This is a genomic window from Phycisphaerales bacterium (assembly GCA_035627955.1).
Classification (GTDB): domain Bacteria; phylum Planctomycetota; class Phycisphaerae; order Phycisphaerales; family UBA1924; genus JAEYTB01.
Window position 1 is genome coordinate 43,418 of sequence record DASPKU010000014.1, and the last position, 26,359, is coordinate 69,776.

The following is a 26,359-nucleotide window of genomic DNA, read 5'->3' on the forward strand; positions in this document are numbered from 1 at the left end:
AAAGAACGAGTGGGCCCCCGAACCGGGCCTGTAGAGAGGTTACAACCCCTTGCCGAATCGCATGTTGAGCTTGACCCGCCCCATCCACAGCCTGCGGACCCTGATGGCCGAGGGGCCCCGCCAGCGCCGCGGCCCCGAAGGCCCGGGCGGCCCCGGCGGGCCTGGGAACGGGCAGGGTGGCCCCGGCGACAAGAAGCCCGCCCCCAACCGCGGCCTGTTCGGCATCGTCTCGATGCTGATCTTCTGCGTCCTCATCTTCATGATGTTCAACTCCCCCGGCCATGGGGAGAAGATCACCTTCGACGACTTCCGCACCATGTGGAACAACGGTCAGATCAACAGCGTCGTCCTGCGCGACGACGCCGTGATCGCCAAGCGGGTCGCGGGCCCGGACTCCAACGCCGAGACCACTGTCACCATCCCCCTCAACGCCCGCACCGGCGAGAAGGCCTTCGACCTCGTCAACGAGATCACCAAGGGCGACTTCAAGACCGAGCCCAGCGCCCAGTGGGTGCAGCTGCTCATCCTCTTCGCCCCCGCCGTGCTGCTCCTCATGCTGCTCTGGTACGGCATCAGCCGCGGCCTGCGCAACGCGGGCGCCGGCGGCGGCATGCTGGGCTCCTTCGGCAAGTCCCGCCACCGCACCATGAACAAGGAGATGACCGGGATCACCTTCGCCGACGTCGCCGGCATCGACGAGGCCAAGGAAGAGGTCACCGAGATCATCGAGTTCCTCAAGAACCCCAAGAAGTTCACCAAGCTCGGCGGGCGCATCCCCCGCGGCGTGCTCCTCGTCGGCGAGCCCGGCTGCGGCAAGACGCTGCTCGCTAAGGCCATCGCCGGCGAGGCGGACGTGCCCTTCTTCTCGATCAGCGGCTCGGACTTCGTCGAGATGTTCGTGGGCGTGGGCGCCAGCCGGGTGCGCGACCTCTTCAAGCAGGCCAAGGACAGTTCGCCCTGCATCATCTTCCTGGACGAGATCGACGCGGTGGGCCGGCGGCGCGGCTCCGGCTTCACCACCGGCGGGCACGACGAGCGTGAGCAGACCCTCAACGCGATCCTTGTCGAGATGGACGGCTTCCAGGCCGCCGACGGCGTGATCGTGATCGCCGCGACCAACCGCGCCGACGTGCTCGACCCCGCCCTCATCCGCCCCGGCCGCTTCGACCGCCAGGTCACGGTGCCGCTGCCCGATCTCAAGGGCCGCCTCGAGATCCTGCGCGTGCACGCCAAGAAGGTGAAGCTCTCGCCCTTTGTTGACCTCGAGCGCATCGCCCGCGGCACCCCGATGTTCAGCGGCGCCGACCTCGCCGCCATCATCAACGAGGCCGCGATCGCCGCCACCATGGCCAACAAGGAATCGGTCGAGCAGGAGGACCTCGAGGAGGCCCGCGACAAAGTGAAGTTCGGGCGCGCCAAGAAGAGCCGCATCCGCGAGAAGGACGAGAACAAGCTTGTCGCCTACCACGAGGCGGGTCACGCGGTGCTCCAGCGCATGCTCCCGGACGCCGACCCGCTGCACAAGGTCACCATCATCGCCCGCGGCGCCGCCGGCGGCGCGACCTTCAGCCTCCCCGAGAAGGACCGCATGGGCTACAGCCTAAAGTGGCTGCGGGCCACCATGCAGATCCTCTGCGGCGGGCGCATCGCCGAGCAGAAGGCGATGAACGACACCAGCACCGGCGCCAGCCAGGACATCATGCAGGTGACCAACATCGCCCGCGCCATGATCCTGGAGTGGGGCATGAGCGATCGGCTCGGCTTCGTCCGCTACGCCCCCGTCGACACCCGCGAGACCTTCATGCCCGAGAAGGACTACTCGGAGGAGACCGCCAAGCTCATCGACGAGGAGGTCCGCCGCCTCGTCGAGGAGGCCTACGCCGATGCCAAGCGCCTGCTCGAAGCCAACTGGGACAAGGTGGTCGTGGTCGCCGAGGCCCTGCTCAAGCACGAGACCCTGAGCAGCGACGACGTGGACCGGTTGCTCTCCGGCCAGGCCCTCACCCGCCCCACCGTCACCGAGATGCTCAACGCCGCCGCGAAGAAGCGCGGCCTCGAGCCGATCGTGAAGGAGGAGCCGGGGACCGACCTCCCGCCGGGGGCGGTGCCGAGCCCTGCCTGACGTAGTCCTCAGAGAACGACAATCCAAAGCCCAGGGATCATGATCCCTGGGCTTTTTCGTTGACGCTTACTTCAGCTTCCCATCCACCAGCTCATGCAGCGCCTTCAGCTCCTCCGCTTTCGCCCGCGGCATGACCAGCGTCGCGTCCGGCGTGTGCACCACGATGAGGTCCTCGCACCCCAGCATCGCCATCGTGTGACCCGCGCTCGTTACCGCGAGGTTGTTCTTCCCGCCCAGCACAATGCTCGTGCCCTCGCCGGTCGTGCGGTTGCCGGCCTTGTCGCCGGCGACCGTCTCCGCGAAGCTCGGCCAGCTGCCCACATCCAGCCACTTGAGGTCCATCTGCACCGTGCACACGCTGAAGCGTGATTCCTGCCCCTTGCTCTCGGCCTTCTGGAACTCGCGAGCCGCCGGCTCCATCACCGCGTAGTCCACGCTGATCTTGGGCAGCGTCGGGTACACCTCCGCCAGCACGCCCTTGGCCTTCTTCGTGCCCCACGCGCCCTGGATCTTCATCAGCCCCTCATGGCTCTCGGGCTTGAACCTCTCCAGCGCCTCCAGGAACGTCGCGGCCTTCCACACAAACATGCCGCTGTTCCACCCGAAGTCACCCGACTGCACGTACACCTGCGCCCGCGCCGCGTCCGGCTTCTCCACGAACCGCGCCACCTGGTACGCGTGCTCCTTGCTGCCGTCGACGCCCGGGTTCTTGCCCTGCTTGCGGTCGCGCACCGGCGACCCGCGCTCGACGTACCCAAAGCCAGTCGCCGGGTACGTCGGCTTGATCGAAAACGTCACGAACCGGCGCGGGTCGTTCTCAACCAGCCGGAACCCAAGGTCCATCCGCTCGCGGAACGTCTCCTCCGGCTCGATCACGTGATCGCCCGTCAGAACCGCGAAGATCGCCTCCGGGTCCTCCTTCGCGAGCACCGCGGCCGCGAACCCCACCGCGTTCACCGTGTCGCGCGCCGCAGGCTCACCCAGGATCTGCTCATCGCTGTAGTCACGCAGCTGCCCGCGGATGATCCCGCGGTACTGCTCCGCCGTGCAGATGTACCGCTGCTCGGGCTCGATCAGCCCCTCCAGCCGCCGGTCCGCCAGCTCCAGCAGCGAGCGCGGCTTGGTGTCCCCCGGGCGCTGGATGAACTGGATCAGCTGCTTGGGCTTGTCCTTGCGGCTCATTGGCCACAGGCGTGTCCCCGCCCCCCCCGCCATGATCATCGCGTAACGCATGTGCCGTTCAGGATAGCGGAACCCGCCGGACGTTAGCGGGCGCGACCTAGCTGGACCTCGCCCCGAAAACCGCCTCGATCACGCTGGTCGCGCTCCCCAGCTGCCGCCCCTCGCGCCTGGCCCGGGACGTCGCCTTGCTCACCATCGCCTCCGCGTCCGTCCGCGCCTCGCCCAGCGCGATCAGCGCCTCGACCGCCTCCTCGATGATCGGGTCCGCCTGTCCGGGGGTGGGCTTGCCCTCCGCCGCGGCGTTCAGGTCCTGGATCTCCGTCTCGGTCAGGAACGCGTCCACCTTCCCGTGCAGCTCGGCGATGATCGTCTCGGCCATCCGCTTGCCGATCTCCGGAAGCTTGGTCAGGGCCTTGGCGTCCTTGGCGACGATCGCCCGCGCGATGGCCGCGGGCTCCAAGGCCATCGCCCGCAGAGCTTTCTTGTTCCCGATCCCCTTCACCGTCGTGAACAGCTCGAAAAAGTCCCGCTCCGGCGCCCCCTGGAACCCGATCAGCCGCGGGATAAAGCTCGTCCCCTGCCCCTGGCTCTCCAGGTACTCGAAGGTCGTAAGCGTCACCGGCTTCCCGACTTGCGCCCTCAGCCGCTCGGCCAGAAACGCCGGCGCAAGCACCTCGTACGCAAACGGCGACCCCGCCGGCGCGATGCGAAGCCCAAGCCCATCCACGTGTTCCAGCGTCCCCGTAATCCGGCAGATCATGGCCGCAGGGTAGCAGAAGCAGAACACGATCATGCACGGGCCACGCAGGCCCCGGCCGATACAGGGGAAGGAGGCCCGTTTGGACCTGATGACCCCCGCTGCGCCCACCCCCACTGCCACCCACGACCGCACCCTCAGCGAGCAGTCGCTCTGGCGTCGCCCCATCCTCATCGGCACCGCCGCCACCCTGCCGCTGCTGTGGGACCAGATCACCGCCCTCGGCATCACCCCCGTCGGCTACCTCTTCACCGACCACCCCGACCTCCGCGAGGATTCCGTCCGCAGCCTCGGCACACTCGACTCACTCCCCACGCTTCAGGCCATTGACCCCTTCTCGGTCGCCATCGTCAGCCTGCCCGCCAACGAGGGCGCCGTGATCCTCAAGGTCCGCTCCATCCTTCGCGCCTGCGGTATCGTTGAGCGTTTCGTGCCCACCCTTGGCGACATGCTCGCCTCCCCCACCGCCTCCAAGGCCAACGCCGGCGACATCGACCTCGTCGAGCTCATCGGCCGCACCCCCTACGGCATCGACCGGCGGGCCGTGGAACGCGTGCTCGCGGGCAAACGCGTGCTCGTCACCGGCTCCGGCGGCTCCATCGGCAGCGAGCTCTGCCGCATCGCCTGCACCTTCCGGCCCGAGATGATCATCATGATGGAGCGTTCCGAGAACGCCCTCTTCGAGATCGACCGTCAGATCGGGCGCCGCTTCCCCGAGGTCAAGCGCAAGGCCATCCTCCACGACGTCGTCGACGCGGAGCAGACCCTGCGGCACCTGGTCGCCCTGAAACCCCACGCCATCTTCCACGCCGCGGCCCACAAGCACGTGCCGCTCATGGAGGACCACCCCTCCCACGCCGTCACGAACAACCTCTTCGGCACCAAGAGCATCGCCGACGCCGCCCTCGCCGTCGGGGCCGAGCGCTTCGTGATGATCTCCTCCGACAAGGCTGTGAACCCCACCAGCGTGATGGGCGCGACCAAGCGCCTCGCCGAGATGTACGTGCAGCACCTGGGCGTGCAGTCCCACGGCTCAACCCGCGCCGGCCGCCCCGGCACTTCCTTCAGCATGGTCCGCTTCGGCAACGTCCTGGGCTCGGCCTGCTCTGTCCTGCCGATCTGGAGCAACCAGCTCGCCGAGGGCGGCCCGATAACCGTCACCGACCCGCGCATGACGCGGTACTTCATGACCATCAACGAGGCGGCCACCCTCGTGATCCAGGCCTCCGCAATCGAGCCGCAGGGCGCTCAGGCACCCTCCATCTACGTGCTCGACATGGGCAGCCCCATCAAGATTGCGGACCTCGCCCGCCGCTTTGTGCACCTCAGCGGCTACCAGCCCCGCCTCCCCGACCACCCGCCCGCCGATGACACCGGGCGCAGCGCCATCGACATCATCTTCACCGGCGCCCGCCCCGGCGAGAAGCTGCACGAGGAGCTCAGCTACGGCTCCGAAGCCCTCCTGCCCACCCCCTACCCCGGCATCATGGCCCTGGCCTCGAGCGTGGGGGCCGACTTCGACGTCACGACCATGATCGCCGAGTTCTCGGGCATGCGGAGCCATGTGGACAAGGCGTCGGTGCTCTCGGCCATCCGGCGGCACGTGCCCGAAATGGCACCTGAATCGCCCCAAGGCGGTGATTCTCGGACCAAGGCCGCCTGACCGCGCCTTCTCCCCCAGGTTCGGGTCCTGGGCGGCAGACTGCCCTTCGCGCGTTCCTTATACTTGTCCTTGGCCATGACCGACCGAGCACGGCTGCTTCAGGACACTCTCGCCGCCCGCGACAAGGCGGCCGCGCTCCTCGGCGCGCTTCTGGAGTCCAAGAAGACCATCGAGTCCACCCCCTCGCCCAAGGGCGACCTGTACAAGCGGGTGACCGGCGCCAGCAGCCTGGACAACGCCATCGCCGAAACCCGCCGCTCCATCGACGCGTACGAGCGGCTCATCGCGCAGCTGGAGAAGGGGTACGAAGGACCCGCCGAGGTCATCACCCGCCCCGGGCAGCTCGCGACCGGAGCCGCCAGGGCATGACCCCCACATGACGACCGACACCATCGAAATCAAGCTCCCGGCCCCTTCCGTCGCGGCCGGGTCGGTCCCGCTTCGGATCAAGCGCCTCGACCCCCGGGCCGTGCTGCCCCGCTACCAGACCGTCGGCGCCGCGGGCATGGACCTCTCGGCCTGCCTGCCCGAGGCCATCGCCTCGATCACCATCGAGCCCCGCCAGATCGTCAAGGTGCCGCTGGGCTTCGCCATGGCGGTGCCGCTGGGGTACGAGGCCCAGATCCGCGCCCGCTCGGGCCTCTCCTCCACCCACGGCCTCACGCCGGTGAACTCACCGGGCACCATCGACAGCGACTACCGCGGCGAGGTCATCGTCCCCCTGATCAACCACGGTCGCGAGCCCTTCGCCATCACCCACGGCATGCGCATCGCCCAGATGGTGATCGCCCCCGTCGTGCAGGTGGGCGTGGTCGAGGTGAACGAACTGGACGAGACGGTCCGCGGCAGCGGTGGGTTTGGGTCCACGGGCAAGCACTGACGCTAGATCAGCGGACCATATCGCTCCAAGAGATCAGCGCCTGTTTCAACCTCATCGGTCGCAAGAAACTCGACAGCTCGGAAGCACTCTCCGAGCTGCTCACCCGTTTCGCCATTCGCGACCACGAACCGTCCCTTTTCGGTGTAGAGAACCACGACGGACGTTGTGATCCGGCGCAAACCAAACCTCGACGTCACTTCGTGGGCGATCAGCCGATAGGGGAGCCGCTCCTCGCTGGGAGGGAACCATGCTCTCCCCTCCTGAACTACCACACGCGAGACCCTAAACCAGTATCGGCAGTACCAAAGCAGCAGCAGTCCGGCACCCGCGGTCAGCTTGGTCGTGAGGTCGATGGTGCTGAAACGCCTTGCGGTGGGGTCGAGCAGAATGACCACGAGGCCAGCGATGAACAATGCACTGCAGGCCACCAACTGCACGAAGTACTGGCCCGCATGCGTTCGGCTGAGAACGACAGTTCCATCGGGCCGCTGTTCAATACGCGGAGGGTGGTGAGACATCGGGCTGACGCGATGGCGCAGCTGAAACGGTCCTGAATCCACACGAGTCGCAATCGAGAGATTGAGGTTCTGACCGCTGCCCACGCGACTGCTCACATCAAAGGCGAAGATACAGGGACTATGGTTGTCCCCCTTGTCCAGACCCTCCGTGCGATCGAATGCTGATTTTCAGAGCGTACCACAGGCTGGTGCACGCCTCTGGTGGGTCTCTATCGCCCACTGCGTCGTCGACTTCTTCTCGTACATCATCATCCCGCTGGTGACCGTCCTGCAGCTCAGCGCTTACTTCACGCCGAAGGAAGACGCGCTCCTGCTCGGGCTTGGCTCCATCGCCAGCGGCGTCATCCAGCCCCTCACCGCCCTGTGGAGCGACAAGCACGACACCCGCTGGCTGGGCACCGCCGGGGCCGCGGTCGCCGCCATCGCCATGACCCTCATCGGCTACGTCGATGAGTTCTGGATGCTGCTCGTGCTCCAGGGCATCGGCTCGGCGGGCGTGGGCGCGTTCCACCCTGTCGCCGCCGCGGCCGTGGGGCACCTCTCCGGCGCCCGTCGCGCTCGCGGCGTCGCGATGTTCTACTCCGCGGGCATGCTCGGCGCGATCGGGGCTGGGTTCATCATGCCCCAGTTCGTCACGCACCTGGGCCTCAAGAACGTCGCATGGCTCATGATCCCCGGCCTGCTCACGTGCATCGGCCTGGCGTGGGCGATCCACGGGGTGCCGCACCGGCACGCCACCGCGCGCGATGAGCACCGCGCGCTCCCCGCCGATGTCCGCCGCCGCCGCTGGGTCGACATCGGCCTGCTCTACGCCAGCAACGTCGTGCGCTTCGTCGTCAACATGATGCTGGTGCAGCTGCTCATCCGCTGGAGCGAGGCCCGCGTGCTCGCCGACCACGCGGCCGGGGCCCTCACCCCCGATCTCCGGCACGAGGCCAGCGAGATCAATGGCCCGCTCCAGGCGGCCATGTCCATCGGCATGCTCATCGCCGGCGTGGTCGTCGGCCTCATCGTGAAGCCCCGCATGGAAAAGCCGCTGCTGGTGTGGATGCCCGCCGCCGGGGCCGCGTGCATCGCCGCGTTCCCGTTCGTCACCAGCCTCGATGGCCCGCTGGGCGGCGTGCCAATGGCCTTCGTGTTCTCCGTCCTGGGCGGCATCGGCTACGCCGGCGTCGTTCCCATCACCATCTCGATGGCCCAGCGGCTGCTCCCCCACCGCACCAGCCTGGCCAGCGGCCTGATGATGGGCGGGGCGTGGGCGATCGCCGCGATCGGCCCTGCCCTCGCCCAGCAGCTCTACCTGCGGGCGGGGCTGACCTGGAGCTTCGTCGCGGTCGGGGCTGTTCTGCTGGTCGCGGTGGTGCTGGGCGCGGGGGTGCGGCACCCGGACGCTCCCTCCAGCACCGGTCGGGAGACCGGTGCCACCCGTTGACTGCCGGGACAGCCGCCTATACTCACCCCTGCCTCCGGCCGATAGGTCTGGAGGGCTGAGCGGGCTCGTAGCTCAGTTGGCTAGAGCGCACCCCTGATAAGGGTGAGGTCGTTGGTTCGACTCCAATCGGGCCCATTCCCATGACAAAGGCCGGGCAGCTTGCCCGGCCTGCGTTGTTTTTGCACCCTGTTCGATCCAGCGGTAGGCGGCGGTCACCCCTCCCCGCGCTCCCAGAACTAGCTGCCCCCGCCGCGCCCAAGGGCCTGCTCCACGTCCTTGGCCATCGGGCCCACCCGCTGCACGGTCTCGCGCAGCTTGTCGGGGCTGACGCCGTAGCGGTCGCTCCAGCGGCGCAGCTCGTGCTCTTCATTGACGTTGATCCGCTCGCGGTCCTGCCGGCCGCGTTTGCTCAGGTCGTCGCTCATGCCGTGCTCCTTTCCGTAACGTGCGATACGCAGGCGGCGTCGTGCCGCCATCGCCCCCGCGCAGTCAGTCAGCCGGTCGAGCAGCTCGCGCCGGTCCGGGCTGTTCACGCTCAGCCCGTGCACGGTTGCGAGCCCGCTCAGCTCGATATTCGAGAGCGACTGAAGCGTCCTCGCGGTCGGCCCCGCGGCCAACCGCCTGCTCCATCACATCGAGCACTTCGCCCGCCCGCTCAAACCCCACCAACCGTGCCAGCGCCTCGCGCGGAGAATGCATGTGACAATCATCCACTCACCGTGTGGAAGGGGCTGAAATCCCGCGTCAACGGCGGCTGACCGGCTTGCACCGGCTCGGACCAGCTCACCGCGTGTTCTCCCGCCTCACGCTGCGCGTCCGCACCCGGGGCACGCCGGGCCGGCGCCCAGCCCCGCGCGGTCGTAGCCGCAGCCCGGGCAGCGCTGCATGTGGCGGAGGGCACGGCGTGCGCCCGCCAGCGCAACAGCCCCAAGCATCAGCACCACTGCACCGATCGCGACGCTGCTGGTAATGAAGGGCCCCCACAGCACATCTGTGGGAAGCCCCGTGCACGCGGGCGATGGGCGCAGCCACGCGGGCGCGGCCAGCGAGCGCATGACCGGTGTGGACGGCACCGGCGCGGGCGGCGGCGGGGGCTGCGGAGGCGAGGGCAGCAGCGGCGGCAGGTTCGGTGGTGGCGGAGGCGGCGCGGTCGGCACCCACCCGGTGTCAGCTGCCACGGCGCGGCGCATGGTGCGCAGCGGCCAGCCGTACAGCTCCACCTCGAGTGTGCACGTGCGCGTGGCTGCGTAGCCGGGACCCTGCCATTGGAAGGCCGCGTACTCCGCTTCCCACCGCCACTCATTGTCGAGGTAGCTCCCCGACGGCATCGCCGGCCAGCCCGCCGGCCACACCTCTTCGGCCGACGTGGTGGCGCCGATCCGCACGCGCAAACCCGGACCCGCCGCCAGCGTCGGCGCCGGGGCCCACAGCGCACACCCCCACGCGATCATCCATGTGAGCGACGCGCCCGCAACGAGCGCGAGCACCACGAACACCAGCATCTTCGCCCGTGATGACCGCCGCGCCATCGCCCCAGCCTACCGCGCCGCGCCCGCAACCGGTCACTCTTCCTCGAACCCGCCGTCTACCAAGGCCTTGAGGGCGGCGCCCGCCTTTTCCGCCTGCTCGCCGGTGCAGGTGATCTCCAGCTCGCTGCCCTTGCTCGCGGCCAGCATCATCATCTGCATGATCGACTTGCCGTCGACCTCGGTGTCGCCCTTGCGCACCTTGACCTCGCAGGGGAAGGTTGTCGCGAGGTCAACGAACGTCATCGCGGGCCGCGCGTGCAGGCCCAGCCGGTTCACGATCATGACCTTGATGGTGCAGGTGTCCGACAACCGCGGTTCCTTCTCGCCCGCTCAACCGGGCAGGTGCTGGCCGTCGGCCTCCTGCAGCAGCGTCCGCACCTCCTGCACGCTGCCCGCCTGCCGCAGGAAGCGCCGGAAGGTGTCCTTGCTGAGGTTCTTGAAGATGACCTCCATCGCCTGCAGGTGCTCCTCGGGCTTGTCCTCCGGGCTCAGCAGCAGCACGATCGAGTACACCGGCTGCTTGTCCAGGGCGTTGAAGTCCACACCCCGGGTCGAGAGCCCGATGGCCGCGGCCATCTTGCTGACCCCGCGGCTCTTGACGTGCGGCACCGCCACGCCCCGCCCGAACCCGGTGCTGCCGCGCTTCTCGCGCTCGAGCACCTTGGAGGCCAGCTCGTCGCGGATGGACGCGGGGGCCGAGCCGCTGCTCACCAGCGCGTCCACCAGCTCCAGGATCACCCCGTCGCGGTCGGTGGCCTTGAGCACGGGGACGATGGCCCCCTCCGCGACGATCTCCGTCAGCTTCACCAAGACGAACTCCTCCGGAAGAAAGTGGCAAAGTGGCAAAGTGGCGGAGTGGCAAAGTGAGAAAGCACGCGTCCGAAGCCGCTTGCGCACTCTGCCACTTTGCCACTCTGCCACTTCGCCACTATTGCCTCAATGCTTCCCCAGCTTCAGCTTTTCCTTGAAGTCCCGCAGCTGCCGCTCGGCCTTCTCCATCGCCCGGTCGATGCCCGCGTAAAGGTCCTTGTCGGAGACGTGCGACACGAAGTCCGCGTGCTTCTCCACATCGACCACGAACTCCACCCCGAACTCGTTGGTGCCGTGCCCGTTGGCCCCCGTCAGCGTCACGTTGATCTGCTGCACCCCGTCAAAGTACTTCGTCAGCCGGTCGACCTTGGTCTCCGCGTACTGCCGGATCGCGTCCGTCACTTCCAGGTTCTTCCCGACCACGTTGATCCGCATGCTGTAAACCCTCCTTGGACCGGGGCCATCGTAGTAGCAGCCCCGCCACGGGTCCCCACACCCCGGCGGGCGATGGTAGGGCCCGTCACTCCGCCTGATTCGCAGCACCGAAGCCCGGACAGTGCCACGCTCCGCTCGCTGCGGCAGCACGTAAAGAGCGGCCACCTGCCGCGATGAACCCGCTCACGGACATCCCGAAGAACCCCTTCCAAACGCAGCGCCCGTCCTGTACGCTGGTGCCCCAAAGGTCCGGGCTCCAGGGGCACGAGCGATGCACGCGTGGACAGCAGGCATGGTCGGGCTGGTGATTCCGCTCATTGCGAGCGCGCCGGCGGCCGCGCAGTGCGGCTGGGCGTGGACCATCGGCGCCCCCCTCCCCAGCCCTCGTTCGGGCGCCGCCATGGCCTACGACAGCGGCCGAGGGTGCGCGGTTCTGGTCGGGGGCACCCTCGCCGACGGTACCGTCTCCAATGCCACCATCGAGTTCGACGGCGCCGCATGGCAGCTCAAGTCGCCCTCCGGACCCCTGCCGCGGCGCACGGGGCATGCGATGGCGTACGACTCCACCCGCGGCGTGATCGTCCTCTTCGGCGGCCTCACCGGCGCGCCGCAAGCACCCAGCAGCACCACCTACGAGTTTGACGGCACCACGTGGCGCGTTGTGCCCACGCCCGCCAGTCCTCCCGCGCGCCGGTGGCACGCCATGACCTATGACCCGCTGCGGCAGGTCGTCGTCATGCACGGGGGCCTCGCTGCCGATGGACTTGTCGCCGACACCTGGGAATACAACGGCGTCACGTGGACCCAGCGCAGCGCCGGCGGCGCTGGCGCCCGCTGTCAGCACTCCATCGCCTACGACCCCAGCCGCCAGAAGGTCATCCTCTTCGGCGGCGCCACCTGGCTCGACCCCGTTCAGTACGGGACCATGACATGGGCGTGGGACGGCACCACGTGGACCGAAGTGCCCCCGGGGGCAAGCGGCAATCCGCCCGCCCGCAGCGGCGGAGCCATGGCGTGGTCGCCCGCGGCCCAGCGGCTCGTGCTCACCGGCGGCTTCGACAGCCTGGGCCCTATCACCACCACGTCGGCGCTAACCCCGCAAGGCTGGAGCACGACTGCGACCACAGGCAACCCGCCCGCCCGCCGCGCCGGCTGCATGGTCTGGCACGCTGGGCTCGGCCGCTTCGTCGTGGCTGGCGGGTCAGCAGCCTCAGGCGGCCTCCTCACTGAGGCGTGGCTGCTCGCCCCGGGCGTGGCCTTCACCAGCGGCCCCGGGTCACAGCAGGTGAACGAGGGCCTGTCCGTCACCTTGACCGCCAGCGTCAGCGGCGCCGTGAGCGGGTGGCAGTGGCGCCGCGACGGCGCGCCCATCAGCAACGACGCCCGCGTCTCCGGCGCCACCTCCAGCAGTCTCCTCATCGACCCCGTCACCGCCGCCGACCAGGGCGTGTACGACGTCGTTGCCATGACCGCCTGCGGTCCGCTGCCCAGCCCCGCGGCCGTGCTCACCATCGTCCCCGCCTGCGGAACCTCCGACTACAACGGCGACGGCGACATCGGCACCGACCAGGACATCGAGGCCTTCTTCGCCTGCCTGGGCGGCACCTGCTGCGACACCTGCCACCCCGGGGGCTCAGACTTCAACAACGACGGCGACGCCGGCACCGACCAGGACATCGAGAGCTTCTTCCGAGTGCTGGGCGGCAACCCCTGCTGAGCCGTGCCACGGAGATGGCGACATCTCGGAGGCTTTCCTTGCGTGCCATGGCGACGTCCTCGTCGCTATGCCTCCGCGCGGGTGACCGCTCCGCACTCCGGGCACGCCCGCGAAGCACCCGCGAGCCCGCCCCGGTCATAACCGCACGGGAGGCAGCGGCCACTGCGCCGCCGCGGCGCTCCAGCCTTTCTGACGCGAGCGCCGCTGCATCACAGGAGCGTACTGCGCATTGGGTATCGCTGGTGGCAGGGCTCGCCGGTCCTGCGGACGGCACGTCTGCCCGACCCGCCCGGACGCAAGCGTGCGAGGGTGCAACCGTGAAGTTCGAACGCTCTCGCGTGGGGACGCCGCCGATCGCCGAGCTACTGAGTGCGACGCCGAGAGACCGCGGCCAGAGTGCCTCTCGTAGGCGCGCCCCAAGTGAAGTCTGCGGAATCGCACGCTACTGTTTCACGTCCGAGAACAAACGCCCACAATACACTCAAAAGATATTTCGATGCACTTGCAACCACCGCCGCCCGCAACAGTAACGTGCGGCCATGAAGCACATCCATCTCGTTTTGTCCGGCCTTGCGGCCTGCGTGGCTGCTCGGCCCCTCTCTGCGCAGCCAACCGAGCACGCTAACCTCCACGCCGTCAAGGACTTGCTTGCGCACTCGCAGACCGGGACCGTCGGGATCGTCATCTACGGCGACTCCCGCAGCGCGTGGGCCCGCCACCGGGTGCCGGGCGGGATCTTCCGCCAGTGGGACGTGCAGTGGGCGGCCTTGGCGTTCGAGGGCAACCAGAGCAACGTGATGACCGAGGACGGCATCGGGCAGGTGATGCTGGGGCTCCAGGATGTTCAGCGGAGCTCGACGCCGCCGGGGGCGGTTGTCCCGGGGGCGGGGTGGATGAACCGGTTCCCCAACTCCATCGCGGAGCAATGGGTGCTGCCCGGGACAGACATGAACCTGTGGACCGGGTTCATGGCGGTGGTGGCCAGCACCTCGGGGGGCTGGATGCATAGCAACGCGCAGGGCGCCCCGGGCGGGACCTTCTTTCGGGGCGACCCCTCGCAGGGGCGGGCGGTGGAGAGCGTCGAGTACTACGCAATGGCCGACAACACCGGGCGCGCGCTGGGCGTGCGGCTGGGGCTGGACGTGGGCGGCGATATTTCGTACCCGTGGGCGGCGATGACCGAGTTCGCCCCGCCGCTGGGGGCTTCGGCGACGCCGAGCATCGTGACGCGGGTGATGCCGACGGCCGTGGCGGGCGCCAACCTCCGCGTGATCATGGCCCACCGCATCGCCGAGTGGCACCAGTACGCGGGGAGGGGCAACCAGTGGATCGGCACCCGCATCAACTTCGCGGGGGTCGCGGGGGCGGGGCAGGTCGGGTGCGTGCTGGGGGTAATCGCCGTGGGCGGCTGGTCCATCACCGACCACCTGCCCGCCACCATCACGACGCCATTCGACAACGCCGACTGGAAGTACGGCGAGGCCGAGACGGCGGAGTGGTACGCGGCCACCATCCGCGCCCCCCGCGTGCTGCTGCGGTGGGAGGTGGGGGCCAACCCGGCGGCGGGCTTCGCCTACGAGTCGACGATGGAGGACCGCAAGCGGGTGATCCGCCTGGGGGTGCAGCGGAACATCGACGCCCTGCGGGCGGGCGGGGCGCAGGAGGTGGTGGTCGAGCTCGTGCCGTACTACGGCAGCTTCTTTGACGCGGGCGGGCCCACCTCGCGGGTGGAGCTGAACCGGCGGGCCATGCGCGAACTGGCGATCGAGGAGGGCTGGAGCTTCTACGACCAGCTGGGCGTGCTGCAGGCGGGCGGCTACGCCGTCAACGGCGGCGCCGGCGCATCGCTGCCCGCACCCTGGACCGAGGACGGCGTGCACCAGAGCTTCGAGGGCATGAACCTGCTGCAGGCCCTGGAGTGGCAGGCGATCCAGAGCTCGCTCCCGCCCTGCCTCACGCAGGACTTCAACGGTGACGGGGACATGGGCACCGATGCCGACATCGAGGCCTTCTTCGCGTGCCTGGGCTGGAGCTGCTGCCCCGCGTGCCCGCCCGGCGGGGCCGATTACAACCTGGACGGGGACACCGGCACCGATGCAGACATCGAGGCGTTCTTCCGAGTGCTGGGGGGTGGGTGCAGGTAGGTCGCAGCCACGGCCTCCTCGTGAGTTTAGAAGAGCATCTCTCGCGGAGGACGCGGGGGCGCGAAGACAGGCAGGAGGGAGGAGCGGGCGGACCGTGCGTGGCCCGTCCTATCTCTGTTTGTGATCCTCCTCCGCGCTACCGCGTCCTCCGCGAGAGCCCTTCTCTTCCTCCGCGCCCCCGCGTCCTCCGCGAGAGACCTTCTTCCCCGCGCCGCCGCGCCACTGCCCCTCACAGGGCATCACTTCAGCTAAACGCCCGCTAAGAACCCAAAGGGAAGGTTCTGCTTTCGCGCTCAAAGCCACTTGGCGGGCTGAAAGAACCGGTTATTGCCGGTTCAGAAGGCGGCGGTAACTGGCACCGTGCTCTAGGTTTGGGGCATGGAAACGAACCGAAACAACAGCGGGCTGGATGCCGGGCTGACGGGGTACAACCCCGGTCGTGACACCGGCGATGACGTGCGCACGGGCCCGATGGATAGCGGGCCTGGACGCGGGGCTGAAGGTGGCGGGTACGGCGGCGGCAGCCAGCCGGTGCAGGGCGCGAAGCAGTTTGTCCAGAAGGGCAAGCAGGCGGCCCGCGACATCGGGCAGGAGGTCTCACGCGAGGCCCGCGGCATCGCCCAGGAGCTCGGCCAGGAGTTCAAGGGCACCGCCGGCGAGATGCTCGAGCAGCAGCGCCAGCGCGTGACCGGGCAGGTGGGCGGCTTCGCCCAGGCCCTGCACCGCGTCAGCGACGAGCTGCGGCAGGATCAGGGTGGAAGCGGCGGGGGCGAGACGGTCGCCCGCGTCACCGACCTGATCGCGTCGCGCCTGGACGACGCCGCGAACATGCTCCAGAACAAGGAGCCGCGCGACATCATCCGCAGCGTGGAGAACTTCGCCCGGCGCGAGCCCGCCCTGTTCCTGGGCGGCTGCCTGCTCGCGGGCGTGGTGATCTCGCGCTTCCTCAAGGCCTCCTCCCGCCACGAGCATGGCTACAGCGGGGGTGATGACTACGGGCGCGACAGCTACAGCGGCGGCAGCGACGTCGGCGACGACGTGGGCATCACCTGGCGGGCGCAGGACAAGCTCGCCCAGGACAAGATCGGGAGCTACGGGCCGTCGGGCCCCATCGACGTGAACCCGCCCCGCGGGCCGCTGGACAAGAGCGGCCTGGGCGGCAGCGCCACTCCGTTCGACGTGACACCAAAGACCCCGGAGACGCCTCCGGACCTGCGAGGGGGTGTGTAATGGCAGACTACGGCAAGGACAACTTCGGCGGCGTTGGCTCCGGCCCCAAGGGCGGCAGCAAGGACAACTTTGAGCCCACCCGCGGCGACCGCGTCTACCCCGAGCGCGGCCCCGACATCGGCGCCGGCGCGGGCCAGGAACGGCTGATCGACACCGGCGGGACGGGCGCGATCGGCAGCAGCGTCGCCGGGACCGGCGCACAGTCGTGCCCGGTTGACTACTCCGGCGGCACGTCCACTATGAACAGCGGGAGCACGGGGACGTTCGGCGGCAGCACGGCTTACGAGGCCCAGGGCCGCTCCCGCGCCGGCGACACCGATTACGGCGCCGCCCCCTCGCGCACCGGTTTCTCAGGTTCGACTACGGGCGTCGGGGGCTACACCCGCCCGCAGTCGATCCCCGCCATGCTCAAGGAGCTGACCACGGGCATGGGCAGCCTCCTCCGCAACGAGGTGGCCCTGGCCAAGGCCGAGATGCGCGAGAAGGCCTCGGTATTCACCAAGAACGCGGTCTCGGTCGCCGTCGGCGGCGTGATCGCCCTGGCGGGCTCCATCATCCTGCTGCACGCCTTCGTGGCGGCGCTCAGCTCGATCTTCGACGCCGCGGACGTGAGCCCTCGCGTCTACAGCTGGCTCAGCCCGCTCATCGTGTCGCTCGTGGTGCTCGGCGTGGCCGGGCTGCTGATCAAGAAAGGACTCGACCGCATCAAGTGCGCCAGCCTGACCCCCGAGCGCACCGCCCAGTCTCTCAAGGAGACCGGCGAGTGGGTCAAGGAGAAGGTCTCATGAACAAGGACACCGACACCCGCAACGCGTCCAACTGCAACCGGACCGCGGGGCGTGACACCGACCAGCGTTCCAGCGAAGAAATCAAGCGGGACATCGACCGCCAGCTGTACGAAATGGACCAGACCGCCAACCAGCTTCAAAGCAAGCTCTCGCTCCACGGCCTCATCGACGAGGTCAAGGACGTCTTCACCACCCCCGGGCGCCGCGCCCCCGGCCGCATCATGGAGGCCGCGCGTGACAACCCCGTGCCCGCGGCCCTCATCGGGCTGGGCGTGGTGTGGATGGTCGCCGACCGCCTCAGCGGCAAGGGCCGCCACGAGGGTTACGAGGTCGGGCGCGGGCGCGAGCGCGACTGGCTCAGCCCCGGCGCTGAGTACTTCCCCGGACGCTCCGGTGATGTTGATTCCGGCGGCGGCTACGGGCGCGGCGAGGGCGGCGGCCACATCGGACGTGGCGGCGGTCGCGGCATCGGTGAGCGCGTGGGCGAGATGGGCTCCAATATCAAGGACCGCGCCGGCGGCATGATGGAGAACATGAAGGACAAAGCCGGCGGAGCCTTCGAGTCGGTCAAGGACCGCATCTCCGGCGTGGGCCACTCCATCGGCAACCTTGGGCACAGCGCCAAGGACAAGGTCTCGCACGTGGGCGAGCGCGTCTCGCACATGAGCACCGCCGCCCGCGAGAAGATGCACCACTACGGCGAGACGGTCAGCCGTCAGGCCGTGGTCGCCAAGGACAAGACCGTCGACATGTACGAGGAAACGCCCCTCGCCTTCGGCGCCGCGGCCCTCGCGGTAGGCGTCGTCGGCGGCCTGCTCGTGCCCTCCTCACGCAAGGAGGATGAGCTGCTCGGGCCCATCAGCGACAAGGTCAAGGACCGCGCCAAGGACCTGGGCCAACAGGCCTACGAGCAGGGCAAGCAGGTCGCGACCGAGCTGGGCACCAAGCTCAAGGACGAGGTCGGCGGCGAGCAGCCTATCGGCGAGAAGATCCGCGACGTCGCCCACCGCGTGGTCGACACCACCAAGCAGCACGTCCGCGAATCGGTGCAGCAGCTGAGCAAGGGTCAGACCGGCCCCGGTAACCAGATCGGCGACCGCAGCGGCGGCGGCGAGTTCGGCGATGCCGGCGGCTCCCCCACCACGCCGGGGCTGGGCATGGGCACTGCCGGCGAGCTCAAGGGCGGGCTGGGCAACTGCGACCTGCCGGGCCAGACCCCGGGCAGCTTCGGCAAGGGCACCGGCCCCAGCCGCATCGGCGATGAAAACGTCGACTGAGACCCCTGGGGCTTTCAGTCAACGCGCAGCGTCACGCCGCACACCCGGTTTACACCAGGTGTTGCGGCGTGACTGCGTGCGGGGGTTGCTGTCAGATGTCGTAGCGTGCGACGCCATTGCAGGCTTCTGCACGCGCCCGCCGCTTGCGGTACGCTCCCCCGCCATGGGGTTCTACTTCCGCAAGTCGGTGAACGCGGGGCCCTTCCGCATCAACTTCAGCCGCTCGGGCGTCGGCTACTCCGTCGGCGGGCGCGGCTTCCGCACCGGCGTCACACCCCGCGGGCGGCGGTACACCTCCAGCGGCATCCCCGGGACCGGCATGGGCTACCGAACCGGTGGACCCGGGTGCATGGTCATGCTGGTGGGCTCGCTCGCCCTGCTCGCGGTGGTGGGCTTCGCGGCCGCGCGGCTGCTTAAGGAGACTCTGTGATGGTGCGATGGAAGCGTGTGCTGCGGTCGGCCAGCTCCGAGCGGTTCCTGGCCATGCGCGAGGGTCGCGACGCCGCGGCCGTGGACCTGCACTACCTCGCCGACGGCACCGTCGCCGGCACGCTCATCCTGCTCGAGGGCTCGGGCCTCACCGAGGAGCACGTCCCCGAGATTCTCAAGCAGCTCGACGATGACTTCCTCCCCGGCGTCGACCTGGGCAGCGGCTCGGTGATGTTCACCGTGGTGGCGGGCAGGCTGGTGGGGAACTACGAAGGAGCCGAGGAAAAATAGCAAAGGGCAAACTGGCAAAGGGCAAATCGGAGCGCCGATGACGAACGCATTCCGATTTGCCCTTTGCCCCTTTGCACTTTGGAGATTTGCGCATGTGCCGCTTCGTGCTCTACCAGGGCGTGCCCCTGACTATCGCCTCGCTGGTGACCGAGCCCGCCAACTCGATCATCAACCAGAGCGTGCACAGCAAGGAGAGCGAGGAGCCGCTCAACGGCGACGGCTTCGGCGTCGCGTGGTGGGCGCCCGACCTCTCGCACAAGCCCGCGGTGTTCCGCTCGGTGTCGCCGGCGTGGAGCAACATGAACCTGCTGGAGCTCGCCCGCGTCACCCGCAGCGGCACGGTCATGGCCCACGTGCGGGCCGCCACGCGCGGCATCCCCGTGACCGAGCTCAACTGCCACCCCTTCGCCGCGGGGCCGTACGCCTTCATGCACAACGGCGACGTCGCCCGCTTCGGCGAGATCCGCCGGCGCGTGCTCGCGGACCTCAGCGACGACTCCTTCCATGCTGTCAAAGGCTCCACCGACAGCGAGCACCTCTTCGGCGTCTTCCTCGATCAGGTCGCCAAGGCCGGCGGCACGTGCGTCGGCGCCTCGGGGGGGAAGGTCAAGGCTCACCCCGGCAAGCAGGTGCAGGCCATGGCCGCGGCCCTGGAGCGCACCGTCGAGTACATCACCCGCCTCTCCAAGCACGCGGTCAACGGCGGTGCCAAGCGCGACGACGCCAAGCCCGAGGAGGACGAGGACTGCTACCTCAACATTGCCGTGAGCGACGGCGACCACTCGGTGGCCTGCCGGTACACCACCGCGGATGAGCCCTCATCGCTGTACGTGCACACCGGCCGCCGCTACGTCTGTGAGGGCGGGCTGTGCCGGATGGTCTCGCCCGAGAAGGGGCACGGGGCGGTGATCGTCTCCAGCGAGCCACTCAGCGATGACCCGGGGTGGCAGAAGATCCCCCGCAATCACATGGTGGTGGTCAGCCACGAGCGGGAGTGTGAGGTCCGGGAGATGCAGGTGGCTACCTGAAGGCTGGACTGAGCTGGGCTGAGCTGGACTGAGCCGGATTCCTGACCTGATTCGCGGTCCCATCCACCGAGATGAGGACATCTCGGTGGCACGATGAAGACATCTCGGTAGCACGTTTGATTGCTGTTCAGGCGGCGGAAGCACACTCGGTGCATGGCCGACTACTCCACAAAGGGCAGGTCCGAGCGCGAGCCCAGCGGCGCCCACGACAACACCGGCAAGAAGGGCAAGGGCGGCATCCTCAAGCTCTTCAAGAGCGCCATCACCGCGTTCTTCAAGAACCGGTCGCTCACGCTCGCGGCCTCGCTGTCCTACTACGCCATCTTCTCCGTCGCCCCCATCATCCTCATCATGCTCGCCATCGTCGGCCGCATCTTCGGCGACACGCAGGCCCGCCAGCAGATCATCCAGCGCGTCTCCTCGGCCGCGGGCCCGAAGACCGCCGAGTTCATCGATGAGCTGCTCCGCAACGCCAGCGAGCCCAAGCAGGGCATCTGGAGCATGGTCGTCGGCTTCGTGCTCCTCTTCATCGGCGCCACCGGCCTCTTCCAGCAGCTCAAGGACGCCCTCAACCAGGTGTGGAACGTCCGCCCCAAGCCCGGGCACGCCATCGGCCAGCTCATCCGCACCCGCCTCATCGGCTTCGGCCTCGTGCTGCTGATGGGCGTCGCCCTCATGGCGCTGCTCGCCTCCAGCGCCGTCGTCTCCGGAATGGCCGAGCGCATCCAGAGCGTCGTCGCCATCCCCGAGCCCGTGCTGCACATCGTTGACCTCGCAGTCAGCTTCGGCATCATCTCAACGCTGCTCGCCGTCATTTACCGCTACCTGCCCGACGCCAAGATCGGATGGCGCGAGACCTGGCGCGGCGGCCTCATCACCGCAGCGCTGCTCGCCCTGGGCAAGGTCGGCCTGGGCCTGTACCTCGGCAAGGCCGCCGTGAGCTCCTCCTTCGGGGCCGCGGGCTCCATGGCCATCGCGCTCGTATGGATCTACTACTCCTCGGCCATCCTGCTGCTTGGCGCCGAGATGACGCAGTGCTACGCGGAGATGTACGGCAAGCGCATCGAGCCGGCCGACTGGGCCGAGTCCGCCACCGTCAAGGAGGTCCCCAAGCAGCCCGGCGACGAGGGCTACGTCAAGCCCTGGAAGCGCAAGGACTGGGGCCGCGAGGACGAGAAGCACGGGAAACACCACGACGCCGGGACTGAGAAGTCCTCGACGAAGTCCCGGGTTGGCGGCGACAAGCACGCAGCGAAGACCAACGCGAAGGACAGCCGCGACGCCTAAACTCCCCCACCGGCACACCGCCGGCCCAGCCCCGCGCCGTCTCACAACCGGGCTTTTTTCGGCGCACTTCCATCCATGTCAGACCCGAATACCCGCAGGGAGATCGCGCGTCGCGCCGCGTCCATGATGTACGCGCGCGAGGAGCACGAGTACTTCACCGCCAAGCGCAAGGCCGCGCGGCAGATCCTCGGCGCCGACCGCGTCCAGGACCTCCCCAGCAACCGCGAGATCCGCGACGAGATCCAGCTGCTCGCCGACATGCTCGAGGGCGAGAGCCGCGGGCGCGAGCTGGCTGCCATGCGCATCGAGGCCCTCCGCCTCATGCGGGCACTCGACCAGTGGAAGCCCCGCCTTATCGGCAGCGTGCTTACGGGCCACGTCCGCAAGGGCTCCGACATCGACCTGCACGTCTTCACCGACTCGCTCGGACTGCTCGAGGACGCCCTCGCCGCCCTCGGCCTGGAGTACTCCGTCGAGCACAAGCGCGTCCTCAAGCACAACGAGCAGCGCGTGTTCACCCACATCCACGTGCCCGGCCTGGGCGAGCGGGGCCAGTACACCGCAGAGCTCACCGTCTACACCGCCGACAAAAGCAACTACCCCTTCCGCAGCTCCATCACCGGCAAGACCATGGAACGCGCCGGCATCGCCGAGCTCGAGGCGCTGCTCCGCGAGACCGCCCCCGACTTCGAAGAACGCATGGACCGCGCCGCCGAGCACGCCGACGTCTGGGAGCTCTACCGCCTCCTGCTCCTGCCGCTCGAGAAGGTCAAGCAGAGCGCCAAGTACCACCCCGAGGGTGACGCCCTGTACCACGCGCTGCAGGTCTTCCAGCTCGCCCGCAACGTGCGCGGCTACGACGAGGAGTTCCTGCTGGCCGCGCTGCTGCACGACGTGGGCAAGGCCATCGACCCGCACGACCACGTCGGCGCCGGCGTCGAAGCCCTCGAGGGCTCCGTCACCGAGCGCACGCTCTGGCTCGTCGAGCACCACATGGAAGCCCACGAATACCGCGCCGGCACCCTGGGCCACCGCGCCCGCCGACGCCTCGCCGAGAGCGAGTGGCTCGAGGACGTCCTGCTCCTCAGCGAGGCCGACCAGGCCGGCCGCCAACGCGGCGTCATCGTGCCGACCATCGACGAGGCGCTGGAATACATCCAGGGGCTCAACGAGTGAGGATGTCTCGCGCTCAACACGACGCCGGCACTGAGGAGTCCTCGACGAAGTCCCGGATTGACGGCGACTCACGCATCGCGACCAGTGCGCCTACTCCCAATTCGGGACTTCGCCCAAGGCGGCTCAGTCCCGGCGTCGCAAACGCGCCCCCTCACCCGCTCAACTCCCCCCACCGCTCATACAGCGCCGCCACCCTCGCCTGCGCCTCCCCCAGCTCCACATACAGCTGCTGCACCCGCTTGTGGTCCCCGCCCGCATCGTTCACCAGCGCCTCCAGCCGCGCGACCTCCGCCTCCGCCTTCTCGATCGCCGGCTCGATCTGCTCCAGCTCCCGCTGCTCCTTGTAGCTCAGCTTCTTCTTCGAAGCAGCTGGCGCAGCGCCGCTCGCGCTCGCAGCATTCGAAGGGGACGGTGGAGATGTCCCACGCGCGGCCGCCTGCGCCTCCTGCACCCGCGCCTTCGCCTCCAACTCCTCCAGCTCCTGCGCATCCTCCCACTGGTCGTAGCTCGCGTAGTACTTCGCCCCGCCCTTCCCATCCAGCGCCAGCACCTGCGTCGCCAGGTCCGCCACCATCGCCCGGTCGTGCGTCACCAGCACCAGCGCCCCCGGGAACTCCTCCAGCGACGTCTCCAGCACCTCCAGCGTCGCGATGTCCAGGTCGTTCGTCGGCTCGTCCAGGATCAGCACATCCGCGGGCTCCAGCATCAGCCGCGCGATGTGCACCCGCGCCTGCTCGCCGCCGCTGAGCGCCCGGATCGGCGCCTTCATCTGCTGCTGGTCGAACAGGAACATCGCCGCCCACGTGTTCACGTGCAGCACCCGCCCCTGATAGATCACCGAGTCCGCCGGGCTCAGCGTGTCCCGCAGCGTCTTGCTCGGGTCCAGCTCCGTGCGGTGCTGGCTGAAGAGCACGACGCGCAGGTTGTCCGCCCGCCTGATCTCCCCCGGCGGCGGCACGCCGCTGGGCAGGTTCGCGTCCTTCGCGGCCTGCACCGCCTCTGGGCTGGGCGCATCGCTCGCCAGCTCCCCCGTCAGCACCTTGATCAGCGTCGACTTGCCGCTGCCGTTGGGACCCATCAGCCCCAGCTTCTGCCCCGGCGACAGGATGACGTTGAGGTCCCTGAACAGCGTCCGCCCGCCCAGGCTCTTGCTGATCGCGTGCGCCTGCAGCAGCTTCTGCGTCTTGCGGTCCGTGCCGCCAAAGTCCACCGCCGCGGCCCGCTGCGGCGCGTTCCGCGCCTTCAGCTCCGCGAGCTCCGCGATCCGCGAATGCGCCGACGCCGCGCGGCTCTTCGCCTTGGTCCGCCGCGCCTGCGCCTTGCGCCCCAGCCACCGCAGGTCCTCCCGCACCATGTTCGCCAGCGACGCCTCCTGCCGCGCCTGCCCCTCCAGGAACTCCTGCTTCCGCCGCAGGAACTCGCTGTAGTTGCCCTGCACCCCGAACGTCCCGCCCGGGTACGCACGGCTCAGCTCCACGATCCGCGTGGCCGTGTTCTCCAGAAACGCCCGGTCGTGCGTCACCGCAACCCACGCGAACTGGGCCGAGTCGAGGATCTCTTCAAGCCACCGGATGCCCTCAACGTCGAGGTGGTTCGTGGGCTCGTCCAGCAGCAGGATGTCCGGCTCCTTCGCCAGCTCGCGGATAATCGACAGCCGCTTGCGCTGCCCGCCCGACAGGCGCGCTGCCTCCGCGTGCAGGAAGTCGTCACCTAACCCCAGCTCCTCGAACCCCAGCCGGCGCAGCGTCAGCTCCGCGTGCAGCTCGCGCTCATGGTCATCGTGCACGTGCGGCAGTGTGATGCTTTTGAGCCCATCGCACACCGCCGAGAGCACTGTCGCCCCCTCCGGGAAGCGGTCCATCTGCGACACGTACGCCGCCCGCAGCCCCTTCCGCAGCACGATCGACCCCTCGTCGGCCGTCTCCATCCCCGCCAGCAGCTTCAGCAGCGTCGACTTGCCGCTCCCGTTGGGCCCGATCAGCGCCAGCCGCTCGCGGTCCTGCAGCACCAGCCCGATCCCCGAGAAGAGCGTGTGGTGGCCGTAGGTCTTGGAGATGGCTTGGGCGGTGAGGACTGGGGGCATTCACACAAACGTAGGGCGCGAGTTCCACCACCTGTCCCACACGTAAAACACCGGGTACCCCGCCAGCAGCACCACGATCCACAGCAGCGACGTCTCCCACCACACCGCCTCCCCCGCCCGCAGCCGCCCCGCCGACGCGACCACCTCCAGCACCGTCATTCCCACCGCCGACAGGATGAACAGCACCGGCACCACCGGGTACCACGGTGTGCGGTACGGCCGCTCCAGCTCCGGGCGCGTCACCCGCAGCCTGATCACCGAGAACGCCGCCAGCCCGTAGAAGATCCAGATCGTGAACACGAACCCGCCCGCCAGCGTTGCGAAGTCCCTGAAGAACAGCACCGCCGTGCACGACAGCGCACACTGAAGCCACAGCGATACGTGCGGCGTCTCGTACCTCGGGTGCACCCGCGACAGGAACCGGAACAGGAGCCGGTCCTGCGATTGGGCGAACGTCACCCGCGCCCCCGTGATGATCGACGCGTGCGTCGAGCCCAGCGTCGACACCACCACCATGGCGGTGAGCAGCACGCCCCCCGCCGGCCCCAGCAGTTTCGCCATCACATCGCCCGCCACCGACGTGCTCGCCCGCACCTGCTCGATCGGCAGCACGTAGAAGTACGCCGCGTTGATCGCGATGTACAACCCCACCGCCAACAGCGTCCCCAGCACGTTCACCCGCGGCAGCGTCCGCTGCGGGTCCTTCACCTCCCCCGCCACCGCGCCGACATCCGCCCACCCCTCGTACGTCCAAAGCACCGCCGCCATCACCGGCGCCAGCGCCAGCAGCAGGCTCTTGGGAACCTCATCCGCCGGCGCAAAGTTCGCCGCGTCCCCACCGGGCACCACCACCGCGAACAGACACATTGAAACGAGCGCCGCCACCTTGAGTGATGTCACTACCACGCCCGCGCCCGCCCCCAGCCGCATCCCCCGCGCGTTGAGCGCGGTCAGCGCAATCAGCACCGCGCACACCGCCGCGGGCTCCGCCCACACCGTGGTGTACCCCTCCGGCATACCCAGGCGCCGCACCGCGAACGCCGCGTAGTGCGAGTTCAGGTGCAGGTACTGCGCGAAGATCGTCGAGATCGCCCCCGCGGCGAAAGGCTTGCTGATCAGCATGTACGTCCAGCCGAAGACGAACGCCGTGCTCCGCCCCAGCCCGTGGTACAGGAAGTTGTACAGCCCGCCCGACCGCGGGAACACCACCGCCAGCTCCGTGAACGTCAGCGCCCCGAACAGCGACAGCAGCCCGCCCACCGCCCACATCAGCAGCATCACCACCGGGCTCGAGAGGTGCTGCGCAATCTCCGACGGCGTGCGAAAAATCCCGCTGCCGATGATCGTGCCCAGCATGATGCCCAGTGCCCCAAAGGTCCCGATGGTGCGGGGCAGGTCGCGTCGCGCTTCATTGGTGCCGCTCGTGGTGGCCGTCATCCGGGCCGCAGGTTACCGGCATTCGCGCTGCCAGCCTCACCCCGCCCGGCCCGCTCCACCCGCCGCACTCCCCTACAGAGCACCCAACCAAACCCCGCACCCACCGCGTTTCTGGTGACACCGCCCCGCCCCTGTGGTACACCA

Annotated in this window: 25 protein-coding genes and 1 tRNA gene; 16 read left to right on the forward strand and 10 right to left on the reverse strand. The window is 68.8% G+C overall.

Features of this window, described 5'->3' with window-relative positions:
- The first annotated feature begins 70 nt into the window (after nucleotides 1-70).
- Nucleotides 71-2,122: an ATP-dependent zinc metalloprotease FtsH gene (gene ftsH / locus VD997_12575; protein ID HYE62823.1), complete on the forward strand. Its 2,052-nt coding sequence runs from the start codon at nucleotides 71-73 to the stop codon at nucleotides 2,120-2,122.
- 66 nt (nucleotides 2,123-2,188) lie between these two features.
- Here the strand turns inward: ftsH and VD997_12580 are convergent, their stop codons facing one another.
- Nucleotides 2,189-3,355 carry a mannose-1-phosphate guanylyltransferase gene (locus VD997_12580; protein HYE62824.1) on the reverse strand — a complete coding sequence of 389 codons (1,167 nt, stop codon included), beginning with the start codon at nucleotides 3,353-3,355 and terminating at the stop codon, nucleotides 2,189-2,191.
- Between the two features lie 46 nt (nucleotides 3,356-3,401).
- Nucleotides 3,402-4,064: a Holliday junction branch migration protein RuvA gene (ruvA, locus tag VD997_12585; protein HYE62825.1), complete on the reverse strand. Its 663-nt coding sequence runs from the start codon at nucleotides 4,062-4,064 to the stop codon at nucleotides 3,402-3,404.
- A gap of 88 nt (nucleotides 4,065-4,152) precedes the next feature.
- Here ruvA and VD997_12590 point away from each other — a divergent pair, with 88 nt between their 5' ends.
- From VD997_12590 to dut, 3 genes are all read left to right on the forward strand, one after another.
- Nucleotides 4,153-5,724: a polysaccharide biosynthesis protein gene (locus VD997_12590; protein ID HYE62826.1), complete on the forward strand. Its 1,572-nt coding sequence runs from the start codon at nucleotides 4,153-4,155 to the stop codon at nucleotides 5,722-5,724.
- Between the two features lie 75 nt (nucleotides 5,725-5,799).
- A complete protein-coding gene (locus tag VD997_12595; GenBank protein ID HYE62827.1) occupies nucleotides 5,800-6,093 on the forward strand; it encodes a hypothetical protein in 294 nt (97 codons plus the stop codon).
- A gap of 7 nt (nucleotides 6,094-6,100) precedes the next feature.
- Nucleotides 6,101-6,604, forward strand: coding sequence for a dUTP diphosphatase (dut, locus tag VD997_12600; protein ID HYE62828.1), 504 nt, complete (start codon nucleotides 6,101-6,103; stop codon nucleotides 6,602-6,604).
- Nucleotides 6,605-6,606: 2 nt separating this feature from the next.
- Here the strand turns inward: dut and VD997_12605 are convergent, their stop codons facing one another.
- Nucleotides 6,607-7,206 carry a hypothetical protein gene (locus VD997_12605; protein ID HYE62829.1) on the reverse strand — a complete coding sequence of 200 codons (600 nt, stop codon included), beginning with the start codon at nucleotides 7,204-7,206 and terminating at the stop codon, nucleotides 6,607-6,609.
- Between the two features lie 49 nt (nucleotides 7,207-7,255).
- Here VD997_12605 and VD997_12610 point away from each other — a divergent pair, with 49 nt between their 5' ends.
- Together VD997_12610 and VD997_12615 are read left to right on the forward strand one after the other, a co-directional pair.
- Nucleotides 7,256-8,554: an MFS transporter gene (locus tag VD997_12610; protein ID HYE62830.1), complete on the forward strand. Its 1,299-nt coding sequence runs from the start codon at nucleotides 7,256-7,258 to the stop codon at nucleotides 8,552-8,554.
- 61 nt (nucleotides 8,555-8,615) lie between these two features.
- Nucleotides 8,616-8,689, forward strand: a tRNA-Ile gene (locus tag VD997_12615).
- 101 nt (nucleotides 8,690-8,790) lie between these two features.
- On the opposite strand, the gene VD997_12620 is transcribed toward VD997_12615, so the two are convergent.
- From VD997_12620 to raiA, 5 genes are all read right to left on the reverse strand, one after another.
- Nucleotides 8,791-9,171 (reverse strand): DUF3606 domain-containing protein, encoded by a 381-nt coding sequence (locus VD997_12620; GenBank protein HYE62831.1) that lies wholly within the window; start codon nucleotides 9,169-9,171, stop codon nucleotides 8,791-8,793.
- A 186-nt stretch (nucleotides 9,172-9,357) separates the two neighbouring features.
- Complete coding sequence (locus VD997_12625) at nucleotides 9,358-10,083, reverse strand: hypothetical protein (protein HYE62832.1); 726 nt, start codon at nucleotides 10,081-10,083, stop codon at nucleotides 9,358-9,360.
- A gap of 33 nt (nucleotides 10,084-10,116) precedes the next feature.
- Nucleotides 10,117-10,392, reverse strand: coding sequence for an HPr family phosphocarrier protein (locus VD997_12630; GenBank protein HYE62833.1), 276 nt, complete (start codon nucleotides 10,390-10,392; stop codon nucleotides 10,117-10,119).
- 21 nt (nucleotides 10,393-10,413) lie between these two features.
- Complete coding sequence (locus tag VD997_12635) at nucleotides 10,414-10,890, reverse strand: PTS sugar transporter subunit IIA (protein HYE62834.1); 477 nt, start codon at nucleotides 10,888-10,890, stop codon at nucleotides 10,414-10,416.
- Nucleotides 10,891-11,019: 129 nt separating this feature from the next.
- Entirely contained in the window at nucleotides 11,020-11,328 is a 309-nt protein-coding gene (gene raiA, locus VD997_12640; GenBank protein HYE62835.1) for a ribosome-associated translation inhibitor RaiA, read from the reverse strand.
- Between the two features lie 271 nt (nucleotides 11,329-11,599).
- Here raiA and VD997_12645 point away from each other — a divergent pair, with 271 nt between their 5' ends.
- The 10 genes from VD997_12645 to VD997_12690 all read left to right on the forward strand — a co-directional run bounded on the left by VD997_12645 (nucleotide 11,600) and on the right by VD997_12690 (nucleotide 22,695).
- Complete coding sequence (locus VD997_12645) at nucleotides 11,600-13,045, forward strand: kelch repeat-containing protein (protein ID HYE62836.1); 1,446 nt, start codon at nucleotides 11,600-11,602, stop codon at nucleotides 13,043-13,045.
- A gap of 539 nt (nucleotides 13,046-13,584) precedes the next feature.
- Nucleotides 13,585-15,189 carry a hypothetical protein gene (locus tag VD997_12650; protein HYE62837.1) on the forward strand — a complete coding sequence of 535 codons (1,605 nt, stop codon included), beginning with the start codon at nucleotides 13,585-13,587 and terminating at the stop codon, nucleotides 15,187-15,189.
- A 378-nt stretch (nucleotides 15,190-15,567) separates the two neighbouring features.
- Nucleotides 15,568-16,419, forward strand: a complete 852-nt coding sequence (locus VD997_12655) for a hypothetical protein (protein HYE62838.1) — start codon at nucleotides 15,568-15,570, stop codon at nucleotides 16,417-16,419.
- The gene (locus VD997_12660; GenBank protein HYE62839.1) at nucleotides 16,419-17,207 is read left to right on the forward strand and encodes a phage holin family protein; all 789 of its coding nucleotides are present in this window, start codon (nucleotides 16,419-16,421) and stop codon (nucleotides 17,205-17,207) included. The genes VD997_12655 and VD997_12660 overlap by 1 nt, the downstream gene beginning before the upstream one ends.
- Nucleotides 17,204-18,484 (forward strand): hypothetical protein, encoded by a 1,281-nt coding sequence (locus VD997_12665; protein HYE62840.1) that lies wholly within the window; start codon nucleotides 17,204-17,206, stop codon nucleotides 18,482-18,484. Before VD997_12660 ends, VD997_12665 begins: the two co-directional genes overlap by 4 nt.
- Before the next feature lie 163 nt (nucleotides 18,485-18,647).
- Nucleotides 18,648-18,914, forward strand: a complete 267-nt coding sequence (locus tag VD997_12670) for a DUF4236 domain-containing protein (protein ID HYE62841.1) — start codon at nucleotides 18,648-18,650, stop codon at nucleotides 18,912-18,914.
- Nucleotides 18,914-19,204: a hypothetical protein gene (locus VD997_12675; GenBank protein ID HYE62842.1), complete on the forward strand. Its 291-nt coding sequence runs from the start codon at nucleotides 18,914-18,916 to the stop codon at nucleotides 19,202-19,204. The genes VD997_12670 and VD997_12675 overlap by 1 nt, the downstream gene beginning before the upstream one ends.
- Nucleotides 19,205-19,296: 92 nt before the next feature.
- Nucleotides 19,297-20,232, forward strand: a complete 936-nt coding sequence (locus VD997_12680; protein ID HYE62843.1) for a class II glutamine amidotransferase — start codon at nucleotides 19,297-19,299, stop codon at nucleotides 20,230-20,232.
- A gap of 153 nt (nucleotides 20,233-20,385) precedes the next feature.
- On the forward strand, nucleotides 20,386-21,519 hold the full coding sequence (locus VD997_12685) for a YihY/virulence factor BrkB family protein (GenBank protein ID HYE62844.1): 1,134 nt from the start codon (nucleotides 20,386-20,388) through the stop codon (nucleotides 21,517-21,519).
- Between the two features lie 75 nt (nucleotides 21,520-21,594).
- Entirely contained in the window at nucleotides 21,595-22,695 is a 1,101-nt protein-coding gene (locus VD997_12690; protein ID HYE62845.1) for an HD domain-containing protein, read from the forward strand.
- 151 nt (nucleotides 22,696-22,846) lie between these two features.
- Here VD997_12690 and VD997_12695 read toward each other — a convergent pair whose 3' ends face one another.
- Both VD997_12695 and VD997_12700 read right to left on the reverse strand, forming a co-directional pair.
- Complete coding sequence (locus VD997_12695) at nucleotides 22,847-24,778, reverse strand: ABC-F family ATP-binding cassette domain-containing protein (protein HYE62846.1); 1,932 nt, start codon at nucleotides 24,776-24,778, stop codon at nucleotides 22,847-22,849.
- Nucleotides 24,779-26,215 carry an amino acid permease gene (locus VD997_12700; GenBank protein ID HYE62847.1) on the reverse strand — a complete coding sequence of 479 codons (1,437 nt, stop codon included), beginning with the start codon at nucleotides 26,213-26,215 and terminating at the stop codon, nucleotides 24,779-24,781.
- Between the last annotated feature and the right edge of the window lie 144 nt (nucleotides 26,216-26,359).

What these genes read in the sequence shown, in the direction of transcription:
- VD997_12695 (HYE62846.1), bottom strand. Translation starts at nt 24,778, where the DNA reads ATGCCCCCAGTCCTCACCGCCCAAGCCATCTCCAAGACCTACGGCCAC.
- VD997_12665 (HYE62840.1), top strand. Translation starts at nt 17,204, where the DNA reads ATGAACAAGGACACCGACACCCGCAACGCGTCCAACTGCAACCGGACC.
- VD997_12580 (HYE62824.1), bottom strand. Translation starts at nt 3,355, where the DNA reads ATGCGTTACGCGATGATCATGGCGGGGGGGGCGGGGACACGCCTGTGG.
- VD997_12650 (HYE62837.1), top strand. Translation starts at nt 13,585, where the DNA reads ATGAAGCACATCCATCTCGTTTTGTCCGGCCTTGCGGCCTGCGTGGCT.
- VD997_12655 (HYE62838.1), top strand. Translation starts at nt 15,568, where the DNA reads ATGGAAACGAACCGAAACAACAGCGGGCTGGATGCCGGGCTGACGGGG.
- VD997_12680 (HYE62843.1), top strand. Translation starts at nt 19,297, where the DNA reads ATGTGCCGCTTCGTGCTCTACCAGGGCGTGCCCCTGACTATCGCCTCG.
- dut (HYE62828.1), top strand. Translation starts at nt 6,101, where the DNA reads ATGACGACCGACACCATCGAAATCAAGCTCCCGGCCCCTTCCGTCGCG.
- VD997_12670 (HYE62841.1), top strand. Translation starts at nt 18,648, where the DNA reads ATGGGGTTCTACTTCCGCAAGTCGGTGAACGCGGGGCCCTTCCGCATC.
- VD997_12700 (HYE62847.1), bottom strand. Translation starts at nt 26,215, where the DNA reads ATGACGGCCACCACGAGCGGCACCAATGAAGCGCGACGCGACCTGCCC.
- VD997_12660 (HYE62839.1), top strand. Translation starts at nt 16,419, where the DNA reads ATGGCAGACTACGGCAAGGACAACTTCGGCGGCGTTGGCTCCGGCCCC.
- raiA (HYE62835.1), bottom strand. Translation starts at nt 11,328, where the DNA reads ATGCGGATCAACGTGGTCGGGAAGAACCTGGAAGTGACGGACGCGATC.
- ruvA (HYE62825.1), bottom strand. Translation starts at nt 4,064, where the DNA reads ATGATCTGCCGGATTACGGGGACGCTGGAACACGTGGATGGGCTTGGG.
- VD997_12645 (HYE62836.1), top strand. Translation starts at nt 11,600, where the DNA reads ATGCACGCGTGGACAGCAGGCATGGTCGGGCTGGTGATTCCGCTCATT.
- VD997_12675 (HYE62842.1), top strand. Translation starts at nt 18,914, where the DNA reads ATGGTGCGATGGAAGCGTGTGCTGCGGTCGGCCAGCTCCGAGCGGTTC.
- VD997_12625 (HYE62832.1), bottom strand. Translation starts at nt 10,083, where the DNA reads ATGGCGCGGCGGTCATCACGGGCGAAGATGCTGGTGTTCGTGGTGCTC.
- VD997_12685 (HYE62844.1), top strand. Translation starts at nt 20,386, where the DNA reads ATGGCCGACTACTCCACAAAGGGCAGGTCCGAGCGCGAGCCCAGCGGC.
- VD997_12690 (HYE62845.1), top strand. Translation starts at nt 21,595, where the DNA reads ATGTCAGACCCGAATACCCGCAGGGAGATCGCGCGTCGCGCCGCGTCC.
- VD997_12595 (HYE62827.1), top strand. Translation starts at nt 5,800, where the DNA reads ATGACCGACCGAGCACGGCTGCTTCAGGACACTCTCGCCGCCCGCGAC.
- VD997_12590 (HYE62826.1), top strand. Translation starts at nt 4,153, where the DNA reads ATGACCCCCGCTGCGCCCACCCCCACTGCCACCCACGACCGCACCCTC.